22 protein-coding genes are annotated in these 24,009 nt (G+C 69.9%); 7 read left to right on the forward strand and 15 right to left on the reverse strand.

Going from position 1 to position 24,009, the window contains the following annotated elements; all coding sequences use genetic code 11:
• Positions 1-60: 60 nt before the first annotated feature.
• From OG953_RS06695 to OG953_RS06745, 11 genes are all read right to left on the reverse strand, one after another.
• Positions 61-1,164, reverse strand: coding sequence for a polyprenyl synthetase family protein (locus tag OG953_RS06695; RefSeq protein ID WP_405683021.1), 1,104 nt, complete (start codon positions 1,162-1,164; stop codon positions 61-63).
• A complete protein-coding gene (hpnE, locus tag OG953_RS06700; protein ID WP_405683022.1) occupies positions 1,161-2,549 on the reverse strand; it encodes a hydroxysqualene dehydroxylase HpnE in 1,389 nt (462 codons plus the stop codon). The genes OG953_RS06695 and hpnE overlap by 4 nt, the downstream gene beginning before the upstream one ends.
• Before the next feature lie 118 nt (positions 2,550-2,667).
• On the reverse strand, positions 2,668-3,588 hold the full coding sequence (gene hpnD / locus OG953_RS06705) for a presqualene diphosphate synthase HpnD (RefSeq protein ID WP_405683023.1): 921 nt from the start codon (positions 3,586-3,588) through the stop codon (positions 2,668-2,670).
• Between the two features lie 29 nt (positions 3,589-3,617).
• On the reverse strand, positions 3,618-4,538 hold the full coding sequence (gene hpnC / locus OG953_RS06710) for a squalene synthase HpnC (protein WP_405683024.1): 921 nt from the start codon (positions 4,536-4,538) through the stop codon (positions 3,618-3,620).
• A gap of 445 nt (positions 4,539-4,983) precedes the next feature.
• Entirely contained in the window at positions 4,984-5,769 is a 786-nt protein-coding gene (locus OG953_RS06715; RefSeq protein WP_405683025.1) for an ABC transporter ATP-binding protein, read from the reverse strand.
• The gene (locus OG953_RS06720; protein ID WP_405683026.1) at positions 5,762-6,691 is read right to left on the reverse strand and encodes an ABC transporter permease; all 930 of its coding nucleotides are present in this window, start codon (positions 6,689-6,691) and stop codon (positions 5,762-5,764) included. The genes OG953_RS06715 and OG953_RS06720 overlap by 8 nt, the downstream gene beginning before the upstream one ends.
• A gap of 107 nt (positions 6,692-6,798) precedes the next feature.
• Positions 6,799-7,671 (reverse strand): glycosyltransferase family 2 protein, encoded by an 873-nt coding sequence (locus tag OG953_RS06725; RefSeq protein ID WP_405691687.1) that lies wholly within the window; start codon positions 7,669-7,671, stop codon positions 6,799-6,801.
• Between the two features lie 8 nt (positions 7,672-7,679).
• Complete coding sequence (locus OG953_RS06730; RefSeq protein WP_405683027.1) at positions 7,680-8,459, reverse strand: CDP-alcohol phosphatidyltransferase family protein; 780 nt, start codon at positions 8,457-8,459, stop codon at positions 7,680-7,682.
• Complete coding sequence (locus tag OG953_RS06735) at positions 8,437-9,498, reverse strand: iron-containing alcohol dehydrogenase family protein (protein WP_405683028.1); 1,062 nt, start codon at positions 9,496-9,498, stop codon at positions 8,437-8,439. The genes OG953_RS06730 and OG953_RS06735 overlap by 23 nt, the downstream gene beginning before the upstream one ends.
• The gene (locus OG953_RS06740) at positions 9,486-10,238 is read right to left on the reverse strand and encodes a sugar phosphate nucleotidyltransferase (protein WP_405683029.1); all 753 of its coding nucleotides are present in this window, start codon (positions 10,236-10,238) and stop codon (positions 9,486-9,488) included. Before OG953_RS06740 ends, OG953_RS06735 begins: the two co-directional genes overlap by 13 nt.
• Positions 10,235-12,019 (reverse strand): DUF5941 domain-containing protein, encoded by a 1,785-nt coding sequence (locus tag OG953_RS06745; RefSeq protein ID WP_405683030.1) that lies wholly within the window; start codon positions 12,017-12,019, stop codon positions 10,235-10,237. Before OG953_RS06745 ends, OG953_RS06740 begins: the two co-directional genes overlap by 4 nt.
• A gap of 274 nt (positions 12,020-12,293) precedes the next feature.
• Between OG953_RS06745 and galE the strand changes: the two genes are divergently transcribed.
• The 4 genes from galE (at position 12,294) to idi (ending at position 16,601) form a co-directional block, all read left to right on the forward strand.
• Complete coding sequence (gene galE, locus OG953_RS06750) at positions 12,294-13,274, forward strand: UDP-glucose 4-epimerase GalE (RefSeq protein ID WP_405683031.1); 981 nt, start codon at positions 12,294-12,296, stop codon at positions 13,272-13,274.
• 166 nt (positions 13,275-13,440) lie between these two features.
• Positions 13,441-14,382: a cation diffusion facilitator family transporter gene (locus tag OG953_RS06755; protein ID WP_405683032.1), complete on the forward strand. Its 942-nt coding sequence runs from the start codon at positions 13,441-13,443 to the stop codon at positions 14,380-14,382.
• Between the two features lie 209 nt (positions 14,383-14,591).
• Positions 14,592-15,860 (forward strand): bifunctional class I SAM-dependent methyltransferase/N-acetyltransferase, encoded by a 1,269-nt coding sequence (locus OG953_RS06760; protein WP_405683033.1) that lies wholly within the window; start codon positions 14,592-14,594, stop codon positions 15,858-15,860.
• A 147-nt stretch (positions 15,861-16,007) separates the two neighbouring features.
• Positions 16,008-16,601: an isopentenyl-diphosphate Delta-isomerase gene (idi, locus tag OG953_RS06765; protein ID WP_327271596.1), complete on the forward strand. Its 594-nt coding sequence runs from the start codon at positions 16,008-16,010 to the stop codon at positions 16,599-16,601.
• A gap of 40 nt (positions 16,602-16,641) precedes the next feature.
• Here the strand turns inward: idi and OG953_RS06770 are convergent, their stop codons facing one another.
• Both OG953_RS06770 and OG953_RS06775 read right to left on the reverse strand, forming a co-directional pair.
• Positions 16,642-17,097 carry an ATP-binding protein gene (locus tag OG953_RS06770; protein ID WP_405683034.1) on the reverse strand — a complete coding sequence of 152 codons (456 nt, stop codon included), beginning with the start codon at positions 17,095-17,097 and terminating at the stop codon, positions 16,642-16,644.
• A gap of 134 nt (positions 17,098-17,231) precedes the next feature.
• Entirely contained in the window at positions 17,232-17,855 is a 624-nt protein-coding gene (locus tag OG953_RS06775; RefSeq protein ID WP_405683035.1) for an HdeD family acid-resistance protein, read from the reverse strand.
• Positions 17,856-17,935: 80 nt separating this feature from the next.
• On the opposite strand from OG953_RS06775, the gene OG953_RS06780 reads away from it, so the two are divergent.
• Positions 17,936-18,694, forward strand: a complete 759-nt coding sequence (locus tag OG953_RS06780; protein WP_405683036.1) for an enoyl-CoA hydratase/isomerase family protein — start codon at positions 17,936-17,938, stop codon at positions 18,692-18,694.
• An 11-nt stretch (positions 18,695-18,705) separates the two neighbouring features.
• Here the strand turns inward: OG953_RS06780 and OG953_RS06785 are convergent, their stop codons facing one another.
• Both OG953_RS06785 and OG953_RS06790 read right to left on the reverse strand, forming a co-directional pair.
• Entirely contained in the window at positions 18,706-19,344 is a 639-nt protein-coding gene (locus tag OG953_RS06785; protein WP_405683037.1) for a DJ-1/PfpI family protein, read from the reverse strand.
• 18 nt (positions 19,345-19,362) lie between these two features.
• Positions 19,363-20,325, reverse strand: a complete 963-nt coding sequence (locus tag OG953_RS06790; protein ID WP_405683038.1) for a GlxA family transcriptional regulator — start codon at positions 20,323-20,325, stop codon at positions 19,363-19,365.
• Between the two features lie 134 nt (positions 20,326-20,459).
• Between OG953_RS06790 and OG953_RS06795 the strand changes: the two genes are divergently transcribed.
• Together OG953_RS06795 and OG953_RS06800 are read left to right on the forward strand one after the other, a co-directional pair.
• Positions 20,460-21,323 (forward strand): SCO6745 family protein, encoded by an 864-nt coding sequence (locus OG953_RS06795; protein ID WP_405683039.1) that lies wholly within the window; start codon positions 20,460-20,462, stop codon positions 21,321-21,323.
• A 124-nt stretch (positions 21,324-21,447) separates the two neighbouring features.
• Positions 21,448-23,868 (forward strand): Tex family protein, encoded by a 2,421-nt coding sequence (locus OG953_RS06800; protein ID WP_405683040.1) that lies wholly within the window; start codon positions 21,448-21,450, stop codon positions 23,866-23,868.
• Positions 23,869-24,009 lie beyond the last annotated feature (141 nt).

A 24,009-nucleotide genomic window follows, 5' to 3' on the forward strand; every position in this document is an offset into this window, starting at 1 on the left:
CGGCCGGTGCCCGGGACGGGCACCGGCCGGCGACTGCGAGTCATATGGAGCAGATGGTCATCATCTCTTTCGTACGACGACGAAGTCCGCGAGCGCTGTGAGCTGCGCCCGCACGGTTTGCGGCATGTCGACCCGGTGCAGTGCCTCGATGGCGACCGCATGCTGTCGACGGGCCTCCTGGGCGGTCCATTCGCGGCCGCCCGCCTCCTCGATGAGCGCCGCACGGGCGGCGAACTCCTCTTCGGAGAAGCTGTCGAAATCACTGCTCTTGGCGTCGGCGGCGAGCAGTTCGCCGAGGCGCTCCGAGGCCGGTCCGCCCGCTGCGAGCGCGGCGACGACCGGCAGGGACTTCTTGCGCTGGCGCAGATCGCTCCAGGTCTGCTTGCCGGTGGACTCGGGGTCGCCCCAGATGCCGAGCAGATCGTCGACAGCCTGGAAGGCGAGGCCGAGGTGGTAGCCGTATGCCTCCAGGGTGTCGGCGGTCCGGTCGTCGGCGCCGCCGAGAACCGCACCGATGGAGCAGGCGCAGGCGAGCAGGGCGCCGGTCTTGTTGCCCTCCATCTCCAGGCACTCCTCGACGGTGACTCGCTCGCGGTGCTCGTAGGAGATGTCCTGGGCCTGCCCGTCGATGAGCTTGCGGGTGGCGACGGTCAGCCGACGGGCCGCGCGGCCCGCCTCGACGGTGCCGAGCTCCAGCAGGATCTCGTTGGCGAGCGCGAAGAGCGCGTCGCCGACCAGGATCGCCTGGGCGGGGCCGTGCACCTTCCAGACGGTGTCGCGGTGGCGGCGCTGTTCGTCGCCGTCCATCAGGTCGTCGTGCAGCAGCGAGAAGTTGTGCACGAGTTCGACGGCCACGGCGCCAGGGATGCCGGCCTCGGCGGCGGCGCCGGCCGCCTCCGCGGACAGCAGGGCGAGCGCCGGGCGCACGGCCTTGCCGCCGTCGCCGTCGGAGCGCCGTCCCTGGGCGTCGATCCAGCCGAAGTGGTAAGCGGCGACGGTGTCCATGGGTGGTGCGAGCCGGTCAACGGCGGCCCGGAGCACCGGCGTGGAAAGGGCCCGTCCGCGCTCCAGAAGCGCGGTGACGTCCGTGGTGTCGGCCACGGTGTCGAAAGCCGGATTCGCCGGGGTCACTGACTCTCCTCTTGTTCCGGTGGTACTGCTCATGCCGCCTCCTGCAGCGGACGTTCATGGGTGCGGCCGAGCGTCCGGAGCGCGGCGTCCGCTGCGCTGAACCCGCTGCGGACGGCACCCTCCATCGTCGCGGGCCAGCCGGTGGCCGTCCAAGCTCCGGCCAGACTGAGGCCGGGGGTACGGGTGCGGGCCCCGGGCCGCAGTCGGCCGACGCCGGGGGCGGGGGCGAAGGTCGCCGTGCGCTCCCGGGTGACGAAGAAATCCCTGATCCCGGCCCCACGGGCGGCCGGAAGGAGCCGCTCCAGCTCGGGCAGGTAGCGCTTTCGCAGCTCGGCGACGGGGAGGTCGATCTCCTCGTCGGCGGCGGACTGGGACACCGCGAGGTACTGGCCGGGTCCGGTGAGACCCGAGGCATCCGTGCGGTCGAAGACCCACTGGACCGGGGAGCCGAGCGCGGCGAAGAACGGGCGGCGCAGCACCTTGCGGTCGTAGACCACATGCACATTGAGGATCGGCGATGTGCCGATGTCGAGCAGCCGCTCCGGCTCGTCGAGTGCGCCCTCGGGCAGCAGGTCGTGGGTCTCGCGCTGCGGGACGGCGAGGACGACGGTGTCCGCCTCGATCCGTTCACTGCCGGTCTCGACGATCCAGCAGCCGTCCTCCGTGCGGGTGATGGAGGACACCTTCGCACGCAGCTCGGTGCGTACCCCGGCGGAGTCGAGGGCCTTGCGGGCCAGTGTGTCGTGCACCTCGCCGAGCGGCACGCTCGCCCAGCCGATGTCCGCGGCGCCGGGTTCGGAGAGGAGTCCGGTCTTGAAGACCTTCGCGGCAAGGGCCAGCGAAGAGTTCGGCGCGGTGGCGTTGAGTGTGGCGACGCCTACCAGGTCCCAGAGGGCCTCGATGGTGCGTGGTGACTGCCCGTGACGGGCGAGCCAGCTGCCGAAGTCGATGGCGTCGAGCGCGGGGTCGTCCGGGTCCAGTCGGCCCAGCGCCAGTGCGGCGCGTCCGACGCTCGCCCGCTCGGCGAGCGAGAGATGCGGATAGCCGACGAGTCCGGCGGCGAGGTGGAACGGCACCGGCAGTGCGTTGCGGCGCAGCCGTCCCAGCCGGGGGCCGGAGGGGCGCCCGACATCGAGAACAGGCACGTCCAAACGGTTTTGCAGTGGTGCCAGCCGCGTCCCATCGACGCGGTCGAGGAACCAGCGGTAGGCGGTGCAGCAGCGCAGATAGACATGCTGTCCGTTGTCGACCGTCAGTTCGCCGCGCCGGAAGGAGAAGGCGAGTCCGCCGAGCCTGGGCCGCCCTTCGAGCAGGGTCACGTCAAGCCCGGCGTCGGCAAGACGCAGGGCCGCGGTGATGCCGGCGAGTCCTCCGCCGATCACGACCGCGCGGGGGGAACGCGGGGCGTCGTCCGTCATGCGTCCTCCTTTCGCCGGTTCACTTCAGTCAGGGACGCGTCAGTACACCAGAGGGTTGACCACTGATCGAAGCGACTCACCGTGACGCACGTGTTGCGCGAGATGTCCGTACGGCGCATCAGACACGCCCCCTGGCCGTGCGGCGGGAGATGTATCGCGCATCGAGGCCCGACAGTCCGCGCACCGCGACATACGCCTTCTCGTGGCCGGGCAGCGAGACCCGGCCGCGCAGCACCGCCTCGGGGTCGCGCTCGATCCGGTCGAGCAGCCGCCGGTAGATGCCCGCCATGGCCGCGACACAGGCGCCGCTGCGCCGGTCCAGCATCGGCAGCAGCCGGTATCCCTCGGCGAACAGGGCGCGGGCGCGCCGTACCTCGAAGTGGACCAGGCCCGCGAAGTCGGCGCCGGGCGGCGGGGTGGCCCGGTGGAAGCCGGCCGAGCAGCCGAACTTGGCGAGGTCGTCGGCGGGCAGGTACGTACGCCCGTTGCCCGCGTCCTCGCGTACGTCGCGCAGGATGTTGGTCAGCTGGAGCGCGAGGCCGAGCGTGTCGGCGTACTCCGCGGCCCGGTCGGCGCCGGGAGCGCCCGGTTCCGTACCGAAGACACCCAGGCTGAGGCGGCCGATGGCTCCCGCGACACAGCGGCAGTAGACCTTGAGATCGTCCCAGGTCTCATACGTCGCACCGCGCACATCCATCAGCACGCCGTCGATGAGTTCGTCGAGCCCGCCGAGCGGGAGCGGGAATCTGCGCGCGGCGTCGGCGAGCGCGACGGCCACCGGGTCGGTGTCGTCCTCGTCGATCACGCCGTCGCGGATCCGGTCCAGCAGCGTGCGGGTGCCCTCCAGGCGGGTCCGCTTGGTCTCCGGCTCCAGCTCGCCGTCACCGATGTCGTCGACACGACGGGAGAAGGCGTACAGAGCCGACATGGCCTGTCGCTTCTCGGCCGGCAGCAGCCTGATGCCATACGCGAAGTTACGCGCCTGCTGTCCGGTGACCGCCTCGCAGTAACTGTATGCGGCCTGTACCGGTGCCGACATATACGTCGTCTGTCCCTCCACGGTCCGGCTCACCCCTCTCTACGCGCTCTTCGCAAGACAACTCCCACTTCGCGCAGCAGGCTGGGCTTGGTGGGCTTGGGCGGTCCGGGCAGTACGTCGAACCCGGCGGCCGCGATCGCGGTGAGGGCGGCACGCCCCCCTCCCACGAATCCGGCGAGAAGCAGCTTGAGCCTGCCGTGGACGCTACCCACCAGGGGGGTGCCTTCATTCAGCAGTTCCCGAGCGCGTTCTGCTTCGTACGCAACCAGTGAACGCACCGATGCGCCCCCCGACAGGGTGGCCAGATCGGTTTCGCGGACATGGAACCGGGCCATGTCGTCCGCGGGCAGATAGATCCGGTCGCGGCCGAGGTCCTCGGTGACGTCCTGGAGGTGCTCGACGATCTGCAGGGCCGTACAGACGGCGTCGGAGCGGCGGATGCGTTCGGGGCTGGCGGTTCCGGTGATCTGCAGGACAAGTCGGCCCACGGGATTGGCGGAGAGCTCGCAGTAGGAGACGAGGTCCTCGTACGTCCCGTAGCGGCGGACCTTCTGGTCCTGCCGGTTCGCCTCGATGAGGCCGAGGAAGGGATCGGGAGTGAGCGCGCAGCGCCGCACAGTGGGGCGCAGGGCACGCAGCAGGGGGTGGCGCGGGCCGTCGCCCGCGGTGTCGAAGACCCGGTACAGATCGGCCTCGAAGGCATCGAGCATGGCCAGCCGGTCCTCGGTCTGCGCCGGGTCGAGCCCGAGATGACGGGCGTCCGCGCCGCCGGGGGCGAGATCGCCGTCGCCGATGTCGTCGACGAGACGGGCGTAGCCGTAGACGGCCATCAGGTCGTCGCGCCAGGCGCGCGGCAGAAAGAAGGGGGCTACGGGAAAATTCTCGTCCGCGGCCTTGTCGAGGGTGCTGGGCACGGCGGCATCGGGGCGCGCCTGCTGGGTACGGGTCACCACCGACCGCCCGGCGCTGGGACGGCGTGAGCACCTCGGAGCTGGAGATTTTCCGTCATAGCCGTCACATCTCCCGTTCTACACTGCTGACCTAAAACATCCCATTCCGGACACGCCGCCCGCTCTACCGAGTGCGGAGCACGCCGCCAGGCCGTATGGCCAGGCACTATCGCCCCACTTGCAACGAATCAGCACCACCACAGCTTACGTTGTACAACGCTCATCGATACGTCGGGGTGCTACGCGCAGAAGAACAACGCGTCCTGCCCCGCCAACCTTCCCCATGCGCAAGGAAATTGACGTCATCCGACGGGAGGAGATCTCGTGCAGGGCTTACCGCCGGGGGTGGTGGGCGCCGCTGGGAGTCCACGATCCGGACACCGAGTCGGCCTCCGCCGGAGAGTTCCGGAGGAGGCCGACTCGGTGTCACGGGACCCGGGAGCAGCTATTTCCCGGTCTCGCGCTCGTACGCCTTGAGGACCTCGTCCGTCGGTCCGTCCATCAGCAGCTCGCCCTTTTCCAGCCACAGCACCCGGTCGCAGGTGTCCCTGATGGACTTGTTGCTGTGGCTGACCAGGAAGACGGTGCCCGCTTCCTTGCGGAGTTCCCTGATGCGCTTCTCGGAGCGGATCTGGAACTTGCGGTCACCGGTTGCCAGCGCCTCGTCGATCATGAGGACGTCGTGGTTCTTCGCGGCGGCGATGGAGAAGCGCAGCCGGGCGGCCATGCCGGAGGAGTACGTCCGCATCGGAAGGGTGATGAAGTCGCCCTTCTCGTTGATGCCGGAGAAGTCGACGATGCCCTGGTAGCGCTCGCGGATCTCCTCGCGCGACATACCCATCGCGAGACCGCCGAGCACCACGTTGCGCTCGCCGGTCAGATCGCTCATCAACGCCGCGTTCACGCCGAGCAGCGACGGCTGGCCGTCCGTGTACACCTTGCCGTGCTCGGTCGGCAGCAGACCGGCGATGGCCCGCAGCAGGGTCGACTTGCCGGAGCCGTTGGTCCCGATGAGGCCGATGGCCTCGCCGCGGTAGGCGGTGAAGGAGACGCCGCGGACGGCGTGCACCTTCCGCACACCGCGCGACTCGCCCTTGCCGCGGCGCAATATCCGGCTCAGCGCCGCAGTGGCGCTGCCCTTGCCTCCGGCCGCGCCATTGACCCGGTACACGATGTGCACATCGTCGGCGATGACGGTGGGGACGCGCCCCGAAGTGTTGTCGTCAGCCACGGCCGTACCGTTCCTCTGCCTTCCAGAAGTACACAAAGCCCACGACGCCGACGAGGACCGCCCAGCCGAGCGCCACGACCCAGACGTGCGACGGCAGGTTCTCCGAGCCGTAGCCGTCGATCAGTGCGAAGCGGATCAGGTCCATGTAGATGGCCGCCGGGTTGTACTGGAGCACGTTGGCGATCCAGTCCGGCTTGTCCTTGAGCATCACCGGGATCGAGAACATGACGCCCGACGCGTACATCCAGGTCCGCATGACGAACGGCATCAGCTGGGCGAGGTCGGGGGTCTTGCTGCCGAGCCTGGCCATGATCATCGCCAGGCCGGTGTTGAAGAGGAACTGCATCATCAGCGCCGGGATGATCAGCAGCCAGGAGGGACCCGGATAGCTGCCGAAGGCGACGGCCACGACCGCGAGCACGATCATCGAGAACAGCAGCTGCTGGAGCTGCTGCAGCGAGAACGAGATGGGCAGCGAGGCGCGCGGGAAGTGCAGCGCGCGGACCAGTCCGAGGTTGCCGGAGATGGCCCGCACACCCGCCATCACCGAACTTTGGGTGAAGGTGAAGACAAAGACGCCGGTCACCAGGAACGGGATGAAGACCTCCTGGGTCATTCCCTTCCTGGTGCCCAGAATGAGCCCGAAGATCAGGTAATAGACCAGGGCGTTGAGCAGCGGTGTGGCCACCTGCCACAGCTGGCCGAGCTTCGCCTGACTGTACTGGGCGGTCAGCTTCGCCCTGGAGAACGCCATGATGAAGTGGCGGCGGCCCCAGAGCTGCCGGATGTACTCGAAGAGCCCTGGCCGGGCGCCGCTCACCGTCAGGCCGTACTTGGTGGCCATCTCGGCCGCGCTCAGGCCGTCGTCGGCGGATGGTGGGGTGCTCAGTGCGACCGCACCATCATGGGTTGTGTCACTCACCAGATGAAACTCTCGTATTCAAGATGCGCAGCCAGTCGCGGGCGCGGCTCGGAGCGGGCAGGTCCCGTGGAGAAAACGTACAACTCATGCTCTCAGAGGAGAGCCTCTCAGATCACAGGAGGTCGGCCGAGCCTGGTCAGCCGCCATACCGTGCGCCACCTCATCGGACGGCGGGTTCCGCACGGCGTGGACCAGCCTTCCCGGAAGCCGCCGAACCATGCCTTGAGGGCCGGGCCGGAGGGCTTGCGCAGCAGGGTCAGCAGCAGCCACACGCCGAGGTAGACGGGGACCAGCGGCGCGGGCAGATTGCGCCGGGCCAGCCAGACCCGGTTGCGGGCCACCATGCGGTGGTACACCGCGTGCCGCGACGGGGCGGTCGTCGGGTGGTTCAGAACCATGTCCGCGCGGTAGTCGATCATCCAGCCGGCGTCCAGTGCCCGCCAGGCGAGATCGGTCTCCTCATGCGCGTAGAAGAACTCGCCGGGCAGCGGCCCGACCTCGGCGATGACCTTGCTGCGTACGGCGTTGGCGCCACCGAGGAAGGTCGTCACGCGCGAGGAGCGCATCGGATCGGCGGCACGCAGCCGCGGCACGTGGCGGCGCTGGGTGACGCCGGTGTCGGGGTCGGCGATACGGAAGCTGATGATGCCCAGCTCGGGATCGGCCTCGAACGCCTGCCGGCACAGCTCCGCGGTGTCGGTGAGCGGCAGCAGTCCGTCGTCGTCGAGGAAGAGCAGAGCGTCCACATCGGCGCCGGACGGGCCGAATGCGTCGATCCCGACGTTGCGACCGCCCGGGATGCCGAGGTTCTCGGGCAGCTCGACGGTGCGTACACCCGCGGGGACGTCCGGTACGGGGGCGCCGTTGCCGACGACCACCACTTCGATCCGGTCGCCGTCCTGCTTGGCGACCGAATCGAGGAGGGCGCGCAGTTCCTCGGGACGGTTGCCCATCGTGATGATGACCGCGCCGAGCTTCATGGGGGTACTCACTTCAGCCTGCTCGACGCCAGGATCGACACGAGGTGCAGGAGGGTCTGGACGATGGCGATGCCGGCCAGGATCGCGATGCCGAGGCGACTGAAGAACAGATCGCCGTGGACCACATCGAGGATCGCGGCCACCAGGATGACCAGTGACGCCTCGACGCCGAGGATCAGCCGGTGGAACTTGAGCGCGGCAGCGGCCCGGCGGGCGAGCGCCATGCCGGACGAGCGCGGCTCGGAGGCTGCCTCCTTGACCGGCGGCAGACCGCCTTGGTGGCGTGCGACGCCGACGAGGTCGGTCTCGGCCTTGATCAGGATGGCGCCGAGTGCCGCGAGCGTGCCCAGGAAGGCCCACAGCCAGTCGATCCGTCCGGAGCCCCACAGGTCGGCGGCGCGCAGGCCGAAGCCGACGAGTACGGCGGCGTCGCACAGATACGCACCGACCCGGTCCAGGTAGACCCCGCCCAGCGAGAACTGCTTCTTCCAGCGGGCCACCTCGCCGTCGACGCAATCGAGCAGCAGGTAGAGCTGGACCATCAGGACGCCGAGCAGCGCCCCGGGAATGCCCGGAACGAGCAGGGCGGGCGCCGAGAGCACGCCCGCGACGGTCATCAGGTAGGTCAGCTGGTTGGGAGTGACCTTGGTGTTCACCAGATGCCGGTCCACGCGCAGGGAGATCTCGCGCATGTAGAGACGACCCGCCCAGTGCTCGCCGCTGCGCCGGTCCTTCACGCCGGGAGGGTGCACGACCGGACGGAGTTCAGCTATGGATGGCTTTTGCATAGTCGTCGTACGCGTCCCTGATCTGGTCGGTGGACAGGTTGAGGTGTTCCAGGATCGTGAAGCGTCCCGGGCGGGTCTGCGGGGCGTAGTCGACGGCCTGGACGAACTCGTCGGCGGTGAAACCGATGTCTTCGGGCAGGACGGGCAGTCCGTGGCGGCGCAGGGTGACCGCCATGAGCAGCGAGTCCTCGCGCGCACCGCGCAGATGCATGGCGAAGCAGGCGCCGAGGCCGACCTGCTCTCCGTGGCTCGCCGCACGCTTGGGGTACAGCAGATCGAAGGCGTGGTTGATCTCGTGGCAGGCGCCCGAGGCCGGCCGGGAGTCCCCGGCGACCGACATCGAGATGCCGGTCAGCACGAGGCCCTCGGCCAGCACCTTGAGGAAGGCGTCGTCGCCGATCCCGCCGGGGTGGCGCAGCACCGCCTCGCCGGCCTGCCGGGCCATGGCCGCGGCGAGTCCGTCGATCTCCTCGCCGTTGACCTCGTGGGCGAGTTCCCAGTCGGCCACGCAGGAGATGTTGGAGACCGCGTCGCCGATGCCGGAGCGCACGAAGCGGGCCGGTGCCTCGCGGACGATGTCGAGGTCGATGACGACGGCGATCGGGGTGGGTACTCCGTAGGAGCCCCGGCCGTTGTCGTTGTCCAGTGTCGCGACCGGCGAGCAGAGACCGTCGTGGGCGAGGTTCGTCGCCACCGCGACCAGGGGCAGGCCGACGCGCGCCGCGGCGTACTTCGCCACGTCGACGATCTTGCCGCCGCCGAGGCCGACCACGGCGTCGTACCGGTTGCCCTTGATGTCGTCGGCGAGCTTGACGGCCGAGTCGAGGGTGCCGTCGGTGACCGGGTACCAGTGGGCGCCGGGCAGCGCGGGGGCCAGCCGCTCGCGCAGGGCGCGCCCCGAACCGTCGCTGATCGCGACGGCGAGCTTGCCGGAGGCGGAGATCCGCTGGTCGGCGAGGAGACCGGCCAGATCGTCCAGGGCGCCGCGGCGGATGTCGACGACGACCGGGGACGGGATGAGCCGGGTCAGTACTGGCACGCGATCTCACGGCCCTTCGCGAGGTCGTCGTGGTTGTCGATCTCCACCCACGTCACTTCGCCGATGGGGGCCACGTCGATGGTGAAGCCGCGGTTCACGAGCTCCTGGTAGCCGTCCTCGTAGTAGAGGTCGGGGTCGCGCAGATACGTCGCCTTCAGGGCGTCGGCGAGCTCCGCGGCGGCCTCCGGCTCGATGAGGGTGACGCCGATGTACTCGCCGGTCGCGGTGGCCGGGTCCATCAGCTTGGTGATGCGTCGCACACCCTTGCCGCCCTCGGTGATGACCTTCATCTCCTCGTCGGCGAGGTGCTTCACCGTGTCGAGGGCGAGGATGATCTTCTGGCCGTTACCGCGGGCGGCGAGCAGGGTCTTCTCGACGGAGACCGGGTGGACGGTGTCGCCGTTGGCCAGGATGACGCCGCGCGTCAGGACGTCACGGGCGCACCACAGGGAGTAGGCGTTGTTCCACTCCTCGGCCTTGTCGTTGTCGATCAGGGTGAGGGTCACGCCGTACTTCGCCTCAAGGTCGGCCTTGCGGTCGTACACGGCTTCCTTGCGGTAGCCGACGACGACGGCGACCTCGGTGAGGCCGATCTCCGCGAAGTTGGCCAGCGTCAGGTCCAGGACCGTCTTCGCAGCGCCGTCCCGTTCAGGGCCCACAGGCACGAGAGCCTTCGGAAGCGTGTCGGTGTAGGGGCGCAGACGCCGTCCTGCACCGGCTGCCAGTACGAGGCCGATCATGCGGGTTCTCCTTCGTCGTGTACGGCGGGTGCTCCGGAGGACACCCAGAAGCGGATGGACTCCACGAGCACCACCAGTGCCACAGCCACCGCGAGAGCGGTGAGTGCCACGGTGAACGCTGAATGCTGAGTGAGTACGGCGGCGAGTACGGCCACCACCAGGGTGCGGCCCTCGTGCCCACCGATCGTGCGTACCAGCCATTGGGGCGGCGCGCCGGTACCGCCGCGAATGCGGTACACGGTGTCGTAGTGATGGTAGGCGACGGCCGAGACCAGCCCGAAGGCTGCGGGAAGGGCTCCCGGGACATCGCTGCGGGCGGCGAGAACGAGGACGGTGCAGTACTCCGCCGCCCTGAATATCGGGGGTACGAGCCAGTCGAGGGCGCCCTTGAGGGGGCGGGCCACGGCTACGCCCGAGCAGATCGCATAGAACACCGCGGCGAAGATCATCTGCTTGCTGCCGAACGGCTGCTGCAGAGCGGCGGCGATCAGTGCCCCCGCGCCGACGAGCGCGATCACCGGTGCGCTCCAGGCGCCCCCGATCCGGGGACCCCGTACCGCCACGATCTGGGCAATGGGACCGGAGTCGGCCAGGTCGGCGAGTGCCCGGGCGGCGCGGTCGGTGCGCTCCGCCTTGCGGGTCAGCGAGCGCAGCAGGCGGCCTGCTGTGGTGTAGCAGGCCGCGAAGGCGCAGCCGATGAGCAGGGCGTAGAAGACGATCCGGGGCGTGGTCACCGCTGTCAGTACCGCGATCATCGCCCAGCGCTCGCCAATAGGCAGCACTATCATTCGGCGCAGCCAGACTGTCCAGCCGACGCTGTCGAGTCTGTCGGAGAGGGCTGCCGTGGGGCTCGAATTGGCCACCGCGTCATGGTTCGCTTCGTTGAACGAGAAGTCGATGACATGGCGGCAGGCCTGGAGCACCATCGCGCCGAGAGCCAGTGCCCATACGTCGTCACCGCCGCGGGCGGCGCCGAGCGCGAGGCCCGCGTAGTACGCGTACTCCTTGGCCCGGTCGAAGGTGGCGTCCAGCCAGGCACCCATCGTCGAGTACTGCAGCGAGTAGCGGGCGAGCTGCCCGTCGGTGCAGTCCAGGACGAAGGAGAAGAGCAGCAGCAGTCCGGCGGCGATGTAGCCGCCGCGGGTGCCGGTCGCCGCGCTGCCCGCCGCGATCAGCGCGGTGAGCAGGGACGCGGTGGTGACCTGGTTCGGGGTGAGGCCGCGGCGGGCGCACCAGCGGGCGATGTAGCGGGAGTACGGGCTGATGAAGAACGTGGTGAAGAAGCCGTCGTGGGCCTTCACGGCGCTGCGCAGCCGTACCGCCTCGTCGTCGACCGCGGCGACGGCGCTCTGCGCGGTGGTGCGCGCGGACTCGTCGACCGGGACGGCGGCCACCAGCGAGCCGAGCTCGGGGCGCTGCACAGCAGTGCCTTCGGCGTCCATGGTGAAGGCGAGGCGGCCCGGCGCGGTGCGGTCGGTGACCGTCGTCGTGGTCGCGCCCGGGCCGGTCGGGACGCCCGCGCCGACGGCCGCGGCGGTGGTGCTCAGGGCACGGACGAGCGCGGGGCGCGCCTCCGGCTGCGCGGTGAGCGCACCGGGCACGGTGGCGGCGGGGAAGCGCGGGTCGGTCAGCCCGAGCCGGAGGGCATGGACATGGCCGACGAAACGGGGGTCGACCAGTGCGACACGGCGGTCGGCGGGGACGGCCGAGAGCAGCCGTGCGGCCTCGGTCACATCGGCGGCGATCTGTACGTCGAAGCCCAGTGACCGCAGATCGTCCACGAGCGATGATCCGGGTACCGGTGCACCGGTGAGGATGGCGGTCGACAGACGAACTCACTCCTTGGTGCTGACGGGGTCGGCGCGCGACAGTGCGGCCCGGAAGCGGGCCGGCGGCACGTCGGCAGAGGCTATCGGATGAACGGAAGCGGGAGTTCATTGCCCGTTTGTGCTCCGTTCGGGGTGGAGCGGCATCATGCGGCGCCGTCCGCGATCATCATCGTCGATCCCCGCCTCACCTGACAAAACGCGATGGCATGCACCTAGGCTGACCCGCATGACATGGCTGATCACAGGCGGAGCGGGATATATCGGTGCACATGTAGTGCGGTCCATGGTGGGCGCCGGTGAGCGGGTGGTCGTCCTCGACGACCTTTCGACCGGTGTCGTCGAGCGGCTCCCGGCAGATGTTCCGCTGGTCCGGGGCTCGACCGCCGACCGTGCGCTGCTCGACCGGATACTGGCTCGGTACGACGTGACCGGTGTGGTGCATCTCGCAGCCAAGAAGCAGGTCGGCGAGTCCGTCGAGAAGCCGCTGCTGTACTACCGGGAGAACGTGGCCGGGCTGACCGTCCTCCTGGAGGCCGTCGTCGCCGCCGGTGTGCGGCGCTTCCTGTTCTCGTCCTCGGCCGCGGTGTACGGCGTACCGGATGTGGAACTCATCACCGAGGACACTCCCTGTGTTCCGATCAATCCGTACGGTGAGACGAAGCTCGCCGGGGAGTGGCTGGTCCGGGCGACCGGAAGGGCGCACTCCCTGTCCACCGGCTGTCTGCGCTACTTCAACGTGGCCGGAGCGGCCACGCCGGAACTGTCGGACACCGGTGTCTTCAATGTGATTCCGATGTTCTTCGACCGGCTGACCCGCGGCGAGGCCCCCCGGATCTTCGGTGACGACTATTCGACACCCGACGGCACCTGCATCCGCGACTACATCCATGTCGCGGACCTCGCCGACGCACATCTCGCCGTCGCCCGGAGGCTGGCCGAGCAGGACGCCGGGGACCTCACCGTGAACATCGGCCGCGGCGAGGGCGTCTCGGTGCGTGAGCTCGCCGATCTGGTGGGCGAGGTCAGCGGCCGGCCGGAGAAGCCGAAGATCGAGGCGCGCCGCCCCGGCGATGCGGCAAAGGCCGTCGCGTCCGCCGTCCGGATGTCCGAGGAGCTCGGCTGGACGGCCCGGCGCGGGGTACGCGAGATGGTCGAGTCGGCCTGGCAGGGTTGGTGCCTGCGGCACCCCGAGGCACGCGGCAACTGAGCCGGCGGCGACCGCCCCACAGTCCTGACCTGCAGCCATTTCCGCAGGTCAGGGCATATGACAACGGTGTTCAGTGCCGTGTTGCCCGATACCCCCCACCCGTAGTTCACTGGCAGTGCTCGGGCAGATCACGTCCGAGTCCGCGAGACGACCGGGAGGCGTCCCCATGGGGGCAGGGCACGACCACGGGCACACACACGGCGGGCCACCGCCCACCGGCACGGCAGCTGCCGCATACAAGGGACGGCTGCGGATCGCGCTGTACATCACGCTCACCGTGATGGTCATGGAGATCGCCGGGGGGCTGCTCTCCGACTCGCTCGCCCTGATCGCCGACGCGGCCCACATGGCGACCGACGCCCTGGGTCTGGGCATGGCGCTGCTGGCGATCCACTTCGCCAACCGGCCGGCCGGGCTCAACCGCACCTTCGGCTTCGCCCGCGCCGAGATCCTCGCCGCCCTGGCCAACTGTCTGCTGCTGCTCGGTGTGGGTGGCTTTCTGCTCTTCGAGGCGATCCAGCGCTTCATCACCCCGGCCGAGACCAGGGGCGGACTGACGATCGTCTTCGCCCTGGTCGGCATGGTCGCCAACATGGTCTCCCTGTCGCTGCTGCTCCGGGGCCAGAAGAACAGCATCAATGTGCGCGGCGCCTATCTGGAGGTGCTCGCGGACACGCTCGGCTCGTTCGCCGTGCTGATCTCGGCAGGAATCATCCTGGCCACGGGCTGGCAGGCCGCCGACCCGATTGCCTCTCTGGTGATCGGTCTGATGATCGTCCCCCGTACGGTGAAGCTGCTCAGAGAGACGCTCAATGTGCTGCTGGAGGCGGCACCCAAGGGCGTCGACATGGCTGAGGTACGGGCCCACATCACCGCCCTGCCAGGAGTGCTGGACGTCCATGACCTGCATGCCTGGACGATCACGTCGGGGATGCCGGTGCTCTCCGCCCATGTGGTGGTGCACCAGGACATGCTCGATTCGATCGGTCACGAGAAGCTCCTCCATGAACTGCAGGGCTGCCTCGGTGTCCACTTCGACGTGGAGCACTGCACATTCCAGCTGGAGCCGAGCGGCCATGCCGAGCACGAGGCCAAGCTCTGCCACTGAACTGCCGTTCAGCGGGGCCGTGTAGAGTATTCGGCGGCGCGTGTGGGCCTCCCCGTGTCCGAGAGAGGAGCTGAGGTTGATGACCGTCGCGACGGCGCCTGCCCGGCGCAGCATCCGGCCCCTCTCCATCTCCCGGGTTCTCGGCTAGCGCCCGACTCTCACCGGGTCGACACGTTGGCCGGAGCCCTCGCACACAAGGGTTTCCCACGTTGACCGACAGTGATCACGCCGTCCGTTCCGAGGCGTTCTTCTCCCTGCACCACAAGCTGCCCCGGCAGAGTCCCGGCTCCGATGCCACCACCCGGCGGCTGCTGGGGCTCACCGGCCCGTTGCCGCGCCGTCCGCGCGTCCTGGATCTGGGCTGCGGGCCCGGCCGCGCCGCACTGCTGCTCGCCGCCGAGGCGGGCGCCGAGGTGACCGCCGTCGATCTCCACGAGCCGTTCCTCGACGAATTGCGCGAGGCGGCCGAAGCCCGTGGGCTCGGCGACCGTATCCATACGGTCCGGGCCGACATGGCCGAGCTCTCCGGTCCCGACTTCCCGGACGGGTCGTTCGATCTCGTCTGGGCCGAGGGGTCCGCGTACATCATCGGTTTCGACACCGCTCTGCGTGACTGGAAGCGGCTGCTCGCCCCGGGCGGCTCCCTCGTCGTCAGCGAGTGCGTCTGGACGACGGACGCGCCGACGGACGAAGCCCGCGCCTTCTGGGAGCAGGAGGCCTCGCTGCGCCCCGTGGCGGCCAACACCGCGGCAGCCGTGGCGGCCGGTTACCACGTCCTCGGGGTGCGGGTGCAGCCCGACAGCGACTGGGACGAGTACTACGTTCCGCTCGCCGAGCGTGTCGAGGCCGCCGACACGTCGGCTCCCGGTATGGAGTGGGCGCTCGCGGCGAGCCGCGAGGAGCTGGCCATGCGGCGCGACCATGGTACGGAGTACGGCTACGCCTGCTACGTACTGCGCCCCGCCGACCCACGCTGGACGACCCGGCCGGAGACGGTGGCGGACATCGAGGCCGTGCACGCGGTCAACGCCGCCGCGTTCCCGACGCCGGACGAAGCCGCTCTCGTCGACGCGCTGCGCACCGATCCGGCGGCCTGGCTGCCCGGCCTCGGGTACGTCGCGCCGGACGGCCCGGACGGCGACATCGCGGCGTACGCGCTGCTGACCCGGTGCCGGGTCGGGGACGCGCCGGCGCTCGCGCTGGCCCCGGTGGCGACGGCCCCGGACCGTCAGCGGCAGGGTGCCGGACAGGCCGTGGTGCGGGCCGCGCTCGACGCGGCCCGGCTGCGGGGCGAGCCGCTCGTCCTGGTACTCGGTCATCCCGAGTACTACCCGAAGTTCGGTTTCGTACCGGCGTCCCGGTACGGGATCCGGCCGGGCTTCGACGTCCCGGACGAAGCGATGATGGCCCCGGTGCTCGACGACTCCGTGCCGGTGCCGCAGGGCACGATCCGTTACCCGGCGGCTTTCGGCGTCTGACGTGCCGTCCGGCCCCGCCGTGCCCCACGGTGCGGTGGGGCCGGACATGCCAGGACCCGAAGTACGGACAAGCGGCTTTTGTACGGCAGACTTGAGCGGACTCGACGGGACCGGCGCACGGGGCCGGGACCATAGCGAAGGATGGGTATGCCGACCACACCAGCCACCGCGGCGAACAGCTCGTCGAACGGCACAGCAGAAGCGATCATGCTCGAACTGGTCGATGAGAACGGCACCACCATCGGTACGGCGGAGAAGCTCGCTGCCCATCAGCCGCCCGGTCAACTGCACCGGGCCTTCTCCGTGTTCCTCTTCGACGAGCAGGGCAGGCTGCTGCTGCAGCGCCGCGCGCTCGGCAAGTACCACTCCCCCGGTGTCTGGTCGAACACCTGCTGCGGCCACCCCTACCCGGGTGAGGCGCCCTTCGCCGCCGCCGCCCGGCGTACGTACGAGGAGCTGGGGGTCTCGCCCTCCCTGCTGGCGGAGGCGGGCACGGTCCGCTACAACCACCCCGACCCGGCCTCCGGCCTGGTGGAGCAGGAGTTCAACCATCTCTTCGTGGGAATGGCGCAGGACCAGTTGCACCCGGACCCGGAGGAAGTCGGCGAGACCGCGTTCGTGACAGCCGATGAGCTGACCGAGCAGCATGCCCGGGCGCCGTTCTCGGCCTGGTTCATGACGGTGCTGGATGCCGCACGGCCGGCGATCAGGGAGCTGACCGGACCGTCCGCCGGCTGGTAGCGGGCGGAGGGCACCGTGTTGCCGCAGCGAATGCGGGTGGTCAGAACTGCGGGCGCAGCGGCAGTGCCGCCCAGATGATCTTTCCGCCGCCTGCGGTGTGTTCCACATCGCAGGCGCCGCCCGCTTCCCGGGTGATCTCCCGGACCAGGAGCAGGCCGCGCCCGCCGGTCTGCGCGTAGTCCGTCTCCAGAGCCGTCGGACGGTAGGGATGGTTGTCCTCGACGGACACTCTGACCCATTCCGCGCCGACGGCCACCTCGACGGCGAGCTCCGGCGAGAGCAGCGCGGCATGCTTCACGGCATTGGTGACCAGCTCGGAGACGATGAGCAGCAGGCCCTCGGCGATGTCGCCGTCCATCGGCACGTTCTGGCGGTTCAGCAGATCGCGTACAGCGTGCCTGGCCTGCGGTACGGAGACGTCCACGGCCGGGGCGGTGAACCGCCAGACTCCCTCGTACGACACGGGCCGGGCGGGGACACTCCCGCGGCTCTCCATAGTCCGGTACCCGCTCTCGACTCGATGGTGACTGCACGTCGAGTACAGAGTGCGGGGCGCAGTTGGCCCGGACCGTGCCACTGAACAAAAGTCGACTTCTATCGACAGGTTTTGACCGGACGAGCTCGAAACCATCAGCTCCTGGACCGGTCCTGATCCTCGCCGGTGGGCGCGTCCGGCAGCTCTCCGGCTACCTGTTGATCCGAGACCATGGAGACGATATGGCGGCCGCCGACCCCGATCGCGATCAGGCCGAGCCCGTCGAAGAGCAGCGCCAGCGAGAAGAAGAGGCCGAGCACGTAGAGGCTGCTGTGCGGCCAGTCGAAAAGCACCAGCAGCCCCAGCAGCAGGCCGAAAGCTCCTTGCAGCAGCGTCCAGCCGAACTGCGGACCACGCACCACGACGCTGCCCACCAGCCGGAACACCCCACCGGTCAGGAAGAGCAGCGCGGCGAACATGGTCAGCGCCTCGGCCGTACCGTGCGGATGACGGATGACGACGACTCCGGCGGCGATGTTCAGCGCGGCCACCACGACGCCCAGCCAGAAGTAGTTGGTGCCGCGGGACTGGATGGCGTGGAGCAGCCCGACGAGGCCGCCGATCAGCAGCAGCCAGCCGAAGAGGAGCATCGAGGTGAGCGTCGCGACGCCGGTGTAGACGAGACCGACCAGACCGGCCACGACGAGAAGGGTGCCGAGCAGCGCCAGCCAGCCGAAACTGCGGCTCAGCTTCTTGCCCTCGACTGCGGGATCGGCCACGGGAAGCTCCTCACGGTGCGTGCCTGTCCGGCGACCCCTTCTTGATCATAGGTTCGAACCGTAGGGATAGCATCCCGCGCATGGACCGTACGGAACCCCGATTGGAGCACACCGTCGCGGGCGGTGTCGCCACTGTCGTCATCAGCAACCCCGCCAAACGCAATGCGATGACGGCCGCGATGTGGAGCACGCTGCCCGGTCTGCTGGAGCGGCTGGCCGCCGACCCCGCGGTCCGGGTGCTGGTGCTGACGGGCGCCGGGGACACCTTCTGTGCCGGTGCGGACATCTCCTCGCTGCGGGATCCGGTGGGCGATCCGCAGGCGCTCGCCGTGGCGGCCGAGGAGGCGCTGGCCGCGTTCCCCGGGCCGACGCTGGCGGCGGTCCGCGGCTACTGCGTGGGCGGCGGCAGCCAGCTCGCGGCCGCCTGCGATCTGCGGTTCGCCGAGGAGGGTGCGTCGTTCGGCGTGACACCGGCCAAGCTCGGGATCGTGTACGCCGCGTCGTCGACCCGGCGGCTGGTGGCGCTGATCGGCCCGGCCGCCGCGAAGCATCTGCTGTTCTCCGGCGAGCTGATCGACACCGCACGGGCGCTGCGGACCGGCCTGGTGGACGAGGTGCTGCCGGCCGGCGAGCTGGACAAGCGGGTCGACTCGTACGTACGCACCCTGGCAGCGCGCTCGCGGCTGACACAGGCGGCGGCGAAGGAGTTCGCCACCGGGCGCGAGGACCGCGACGCGTACTGGGCGGAGCAGGCGCGGCACAGCGGCGACACCGCGGAGGGCGTCGCCGCGTTCCTGGAGCGACGCGCGCCGCGCTTCACCTGGACGACGGGGTCGTGACGCCCCCGCAGCTACTGCTCAAGGATGAAGCGGCTCTTGGCGCGGAACTCCTCGACCAGTGCCGCCGGGGCCTTCGCCGGTGAGCCCGCGTCGTAAGGCGGCTGCGGGTCGTACTCGGTCACCAGCTGTACGGCCATGGCGTGCTCGTCGTTCGCGATCCGGCCGAGCAGGGTGAGCCCCATATCGATGCCGGAGGAGACGCCCGCTGCCGTGACGTACTTGCCGTCGAAGACAACGCGTTCGCCGGTCACGTCGGTGCCGAAGCCTTTCAAAATGTCCAGAGCGAGCCAGTGCGATGTGGCGCGGCGGCCCTTCAGCAGTCCGGCTGCGGCGAGCAGCAGCGAACCGGTGCAGACGGAGGTGGTCCAGGTGCTGGTGGCGTCGGCCGTGCGCAGCCAGCCGAGGAGCGCCTCGTTCTCCATCTGGTCGCTCTGGCCGGGGCCGCCGGGGACGACCACCACATCCGGTGCAGGTACGTCGGCGAAGGTCTTGTCGGCGACGAGCGCGAGGCTGCCGTTGTCGTTGCGCACGGGTCCGGTCCGTTCGGCGACGAACACGGTCTCGGCTCCGGGGGTGCGGGCAAGCATTTCGTAGGGGCCCACGGCGTCGAGCGATGTGAAGCGGTCGAAGAGGACGATGGCGATCTGCACGGGGTTCCTTTCGTTCGGTCAGTCGATGGCGGGCTGGGTCCGGAAGCGTCGGCGGTATTCGGCGGGTGCCGTGCCGAGGGCCTTGGTGAACGCGCGGCGCATGGCCTCCGGAGTGCCGTAGCCGCAGGCGCGTGAGATGCCGGTTACGCCGTCGGTGGTGTCCTCCAGCAGCCGACGGGCGTGTTCGAGGCGTACCCGGTCGACGTAACGGCCCGGTGTGAGGCCCGTCTCGGCCTGGAAGGCCCGGGCGAAGTGGCGGGGCGAGAGGCGGGCGCGGGCGGCGAGCGCCTCGACGGAGAGATCGTCGCCGGGGTGCTCGTTGATCCAGTGCTGGACCTCCCGCAGCGGTTCGCGCCGGGCGGTCTGGGCGGTGAGCTGGGCGCTGAACTGGGCCTGGTTCCCGGGTCTGCGCAGAAAGACCACCAGGTGGCGGGCGACGGTGAGCGCGATGTCCCTGCCGTGGTCCTCCTCGACGAGTGCGAGGGCGAGGTCGATACCGGCAGTGACTCCGGCGGATGTGGCCAGCCTGCCGTCGCGTACGAAGATCGGGTCCGGGTCGACTTCGACGGCCGGGTAGCTGCGGGCGAGGTGATCGCAGACCGTCCAGTGCGTTGTCACCCGGTGCCCGTCCAGCAGTCCGGCCGCGGCGAGCAGCAGCGCACCGGTGCAGACGGAGACGAGCCGTTCGGCGTGCGGGGCGTGGTCCCGCAGCCAGTCGACGAGCGCCGGGTCGGGGGTTCGGGTGCCCTGGCCGCCCGGGACGAGGAGGGTGTGCGGCGGTTCGGCGTCGGCGAGGCCGCCGTCCGGGACGAGGGTCAGGCCGCTGCAGGTACGGACCGGGGCGCCGTCGAGGGAGGCGGTGCGCAGTTCATACCCGGCCCCGGGGAAGTGGGAGGCCCCGGCAAAGACCTCCACCGGGCCGGTCACATCCAGGCTCTGGACGCCGTCGAAGAGGACGACAAGTACGGATCGCTGCGTCATGACTGCCATCCTGGGCAACCGGGAGCATGGCCGCAATGACGAAAGGCCCACCTTTTCTGCCATGTCGGGGCTCGCGCGGATTGGGCGCCACCCGGGGGTTACGGCACGTACCGACCAGTCGGTAACGTGCTCGTATGAGTACTCTGCCGCCGCGCGCCGGACGCCGCTGCCACAACGCCATCAACCCGTTGCACTCGACGGTCTACTTCTCCCCCGACCTCGGCAAGGAGCTCGGAGAGCTCGGCATCGACGACTCGAACGCCGCCTACTTCGCCGCGCGCGGGGCGGCGCTGGGCGCCGTCGGCCCCGGCACGGTCACCGCGGCCTTCTACAACTTCAACCACGACCTCGTCGCCCGGCACCTGCCCGCCGTGTGGTCCGTCGCCTCGCCGCAGGCGGTCCTGGACGCCCGGCTGCGCGCCGCCGACTCCACGCTGCGCCGACTGCTGGGCGAGGAGATCATCGCCTCCCCCGAACTGGCCGAGGCGGCCGGACTGGCGCTCCGCGCCGCCGAGGCGTGCACCCGACACGCCCGGCCGCTCTACGCCGCCCATGCCGATCTTCCGGTGCCCGAGCAGCCGCATCTGGCGTACTGGCACGCCGGGACGCTGCTGCGCGAACACCGCGGCGACGGCCATCTCGCAGCTCTCCTCACGGCCGGGCTCGACCCGGTGGAGGCCCTGGTCAGCCACACGGCGACCGGCAAGGGAATGTCCCCGCGCTGGGTCCTCGCCACGCGCGGCTGGCGCCGCAGCGACTGGGAGGAGGCGTCCGAGCGGCTGCGCGGGCGTGGCCTCCTGGACGGCGAGGGCGAGTTGACGGAGGCGGGCGTCGCGCTGCGGGCGGATCTGGAGAACGCCACGGACCGGATGGACCAGGCCCCGTACGAGCATCTGGGCGAGGAGGGTGTGGCGCGGCTGACCGAGTTGGCGCGCGGTTTCCTGTTCACGGCGGCCTCTGCGGGCGCGTTCCCGGCCGATCTGATCGGCAAGGGCTGAGCCGCCGACCGGCGGACAAGTGGGGTGGTCGGGCGACACGGCGCCCGGCCACCCGGCACAATGCAGGCGAAGGGGCCCCGCCCCGGTAAGCACAGCCAGTACGAGAAGGCGAGTCGGTAGAACCGTGACGACGTCCATCGAAGGCAGGATCGCCGAGGAGCTCGGCGTACGCGAGCGGCAGGTGAAGGCGGCCGTCGAGCTGCTCGACGGCGGGTCGACCGTGCCGTTCATCGCGCGCTACCGCAAGGAAGCGACCGAGATGCTCGACGATGCGCAGCTGCGCACGCTCGAGGAGCGGCTGCGGTATCTGCGGGAGCTGGAGGACCGCCGTACGGCGATCCTCGACTCGGTACGCGAACAGGGCAAGCTGGACCAGGCGCTGGAGGCGCAGATCCGGGCCGCCGACACCAAGGCGCGCCTTGAGGACATCTACCTGCCGTTCAAGCCCAAGCGGCGTACGAAGGCGCAGATCGCCAGGGAGGCGGGGCTCGAACCGCTCGCCGACGGCCTGCTCGGCGACCCGTCGGCGGAACCGCTCGCCGCCGCAGCCGCCTTCGTCGACGCCGACAAGGGCGTCGCGGACGGTGCGGCCGCGCTGGAGGGGGCCCGCGCCATCCTCACCGAGCGGTTCTCGGAGGACGCCGATCTGATCGGTGAGCTGCGTGAGCGCATGTGGTCGCGCGGGCGGCTGGCCGCCAAGGTGCGGGACGGCAAGGAGGAGGCGGGGGCGAAGTTCGCCGACTACTTCGACTTCGCGGAGCCGTTCACCGCGCTGCCCTCGCACCGGGTGCTCGCGATGCTGCGGGGCGAGAAGGAGGACGTGCTCGACCTGGTCATGGAGCCGGAAGAGCCCTCCGAGACGCCCGGCCCTTCGACGTACGAGAACATGGTTGCCCGGCGCTTCGGGGTCAGCGACCGCGGCCGCCCGGGCGACAAGTGGCTCGGCGACACCGTGCGCTGGGCCTGGCGGACCAGGATCCTGGTGCACCTCGGTATCGATCTGCGGCTGCGGCTGCGTACGGCGGCGGAGGACGAGGCGGTACGCGTCTTCGCATCGAACCTGCGCGATCTGCTGCTTGCCGCGCCGGCGGGGACTCGGGCCACGCTGGGGCTCGACCCCGGCTTCCGCACGGGCGTGAAGGTCGCCGTCGTCGACGCGACCGGCAAGGTCGTCGCGACGGATGTCATCCACCCGCACGTCCCGGCGAACAAGTGGGACCAGTCGCTGGCCAAGCTGGAGCAGCTGGCGAAGGCCCACTCCGTCGACCTGATCGCGATCGGCAATGGTACGGCGTCCCGCGAGACCGACAAGCTGGCCGGTGAACTCATCGACAAGCACCCCGAGTTGAAGCTCACGAAGGTGATGGTGTCGGAGGCGGGCGCGTCGGTGTACTCGGCCTCGGCCTTCGCCTCGCAGGAGCTCCCCGACATGGACGTGTCGTTGCGCGGCGCCGTCTCGATCGCGCGGCGGCTGCAGGACCCTCTCGCAGAGCTGGTGAAGATCGACCCGAAGTCGATCGGTGTCGGCCAGTACCAGCACGACCTGTCCGAGGTGAAGCTGTCGCGCTCGCTGGACGCGGTCGTCGAGGACTGCGTGAACGGTGTCGGTGTCGACGTCAACACCGCGTCGGCGCCGCTGCTTTCGCGGGTCTCGGGAATCGGCTCGGGGCTCGCCGAGAACATCGTCGCGCACCGTGATGCGAACGGGCCGTTCCGGTCACGCAAGGCGCTCAAGGATGTGGCGCGGCTGGGCCCGAAGGCGTACGAGCAGTGCGCGGGCTTCCTGCGCATCCGGGGCGACGATCCTCTGGACGCGTCGAGCGTGCACCCGGAGGCGTACCCGGTGGTGCGGGCGATGGTGAAGCGGACAGGCAGTGACGTCGCCTCGCTGATCGGTAACACGAGTGTGCTGCGGTCACTGCGGGCCGACGACTTCGTGGACGACAAGTTCGGTCTGCCGACCGTCACCGACATCCTGACGGAGCTGGAGAAGCCGGGGCGTGACCCACGCCCCGCGTTCAAGACGGCCACCTTCAAGGAGGGCGTCGAGAAGATCGGTGATCTGGCGTCCGGGATGGTACTGGAGGGCGTCGTGACCAATGTCGCGGCGTTCGGTGCGTTCGTGGACATCGGTGTGCATCAGGACGGCCTGGTGCATGTGTCGGCGATGTCGCGCACCTTCGTGAAGGACCCGAGGGACGTCGTGAAGCCGGGCGACATCGTGAAGGTCAAGGTCATGGATGTCGACATTCCGCGGAAGCGGATCTCGCTGACACTGCGGCTGGACGACGAGGCGTCGGCGGGGAGCGCGTCCCAGGGCGGCGGGCCCAGGCGTGAGCGGGGCGAGCGAAGCGGCCAGAATGGTGGACAGGGTGGTCGGCCGCCACGGCAGCGGCAGGGGCAGGGCGGTCAGGACCGCGACCGGCGCGGTGGCGGTGGTGGCGGCTCTGCCCGTCCGGCGCCGGCGCCGGTGAACAGCGCGATGGCGGATGCGTTGCGGCGGGCCGGGCTGGCGGATCCGAAGCAGGGCGGTAAGAGGGGCTGACGTCAGGGGTGGGGGTGGGGTTCGGTCCGCTGCACGGGGCCCTCCCCTCCCCTCCCCTTCCCGGCAGTATCGATATGCGGCTGCGCCGTGTGGGGGCTCTGCCCCCGGACCTCGCTCCTCAATGGAGGGGCTCAAAAGATG

Origin of the sequence: Streptomyces sp. NBC_00057 (assembly GCF_045041165.1) — a bacterium.
GTDB lineage: Bacteria > Actinomycetota > Actinomycetes > Streptomycetales > Streptomycetaceae > Streptomyces.

Coding starts and splice junctions, on each gene's coding strand:
- OG953_RS06695 (WP_405683021.1), bottom strand. CDS start 1,164: ATGAGCAGTACCACCGGAACAAGAGGAGAGTCAGTGACCCCGGCGAAT.
- hpnE (WP_405683022.1), bottom strand. CDS start 2,549: ATGACGGACGACGCCCCGCGTTCCCCCCGCGCGGTCGTGATCGGCGGA.
- hpnD (WP_405683023.1), bottom strand. CDS start 3,588: ATGTCGGCACCGGTACAGGCCGCATACAGTTACTGCGAGGCGGTCACC.
- OG953_RS06725 (WP_405691687.1), bottom strand. CDS start 7,671: ATGAAGCTCGGCGCGGTCATCATCACGATGGGCAACCGTCCCGAGGAA.
- OG953_RS06730 (WP_405683027.1), bottom strand. CDS start 8,459: ATGCAAAAGCCATCCATAGCTGAACTCCGTCCGGTCGTGCACCCTCCC.
- OG953_RS06740 (WP_405683029.1), bottom strand. CDS start 10,238: ATGATCGGCCTCGTACTGGCAGCCGGTGCAGGACGGCGTCTGCGCCCC.
- galE (WP_405683031.1), top strand. CDS start 12,294: ATGACATGGCTGATCACAGGCGGAGCGGGATATATCGGTGCACATGTA.
- OG953_RS06755 (WP_405683032.1), top strand. CDS start 13,441: ATGGGGGCAGGGCACGACCACGGGCACACACACGGCGGGCCACCGCCC.
- idi (WP_327271596.1), top strand. CDS start 16,008: ATGCCGACCACACCAGCCACCGCGGCGAACAGCTCGTCGAACGGCACA.
- OG953_RS06770 (WP_405683034.1), bottom strand. CDS start 17,097: ATGGAGAGCCGCGGGAGTGTCCCCGCCCGGCCCGTGTCGTACGAGGGA.
- OG953_RS06780 (WP_405683036.1), top strand. CDS start 17,936: ATGGACCGTACGGAACCCCGATTGGAGCACACCGTCGCGGGCGGTGTC.
- OG953_RS06790 (WP_405683038.1), bottom strand. CDS start 20,325: ATGACGCAGCGATCCGTACTTGTCGTCCTCTTCGACGGCGTCCAGAGC.
- OG953_RS06795 (WP_405683039.1), top strand. CDS start 20,460: ATGAGTACTCTGCCGCCGCGCGCCGGACGCCGCTGCCACAACGCCATC.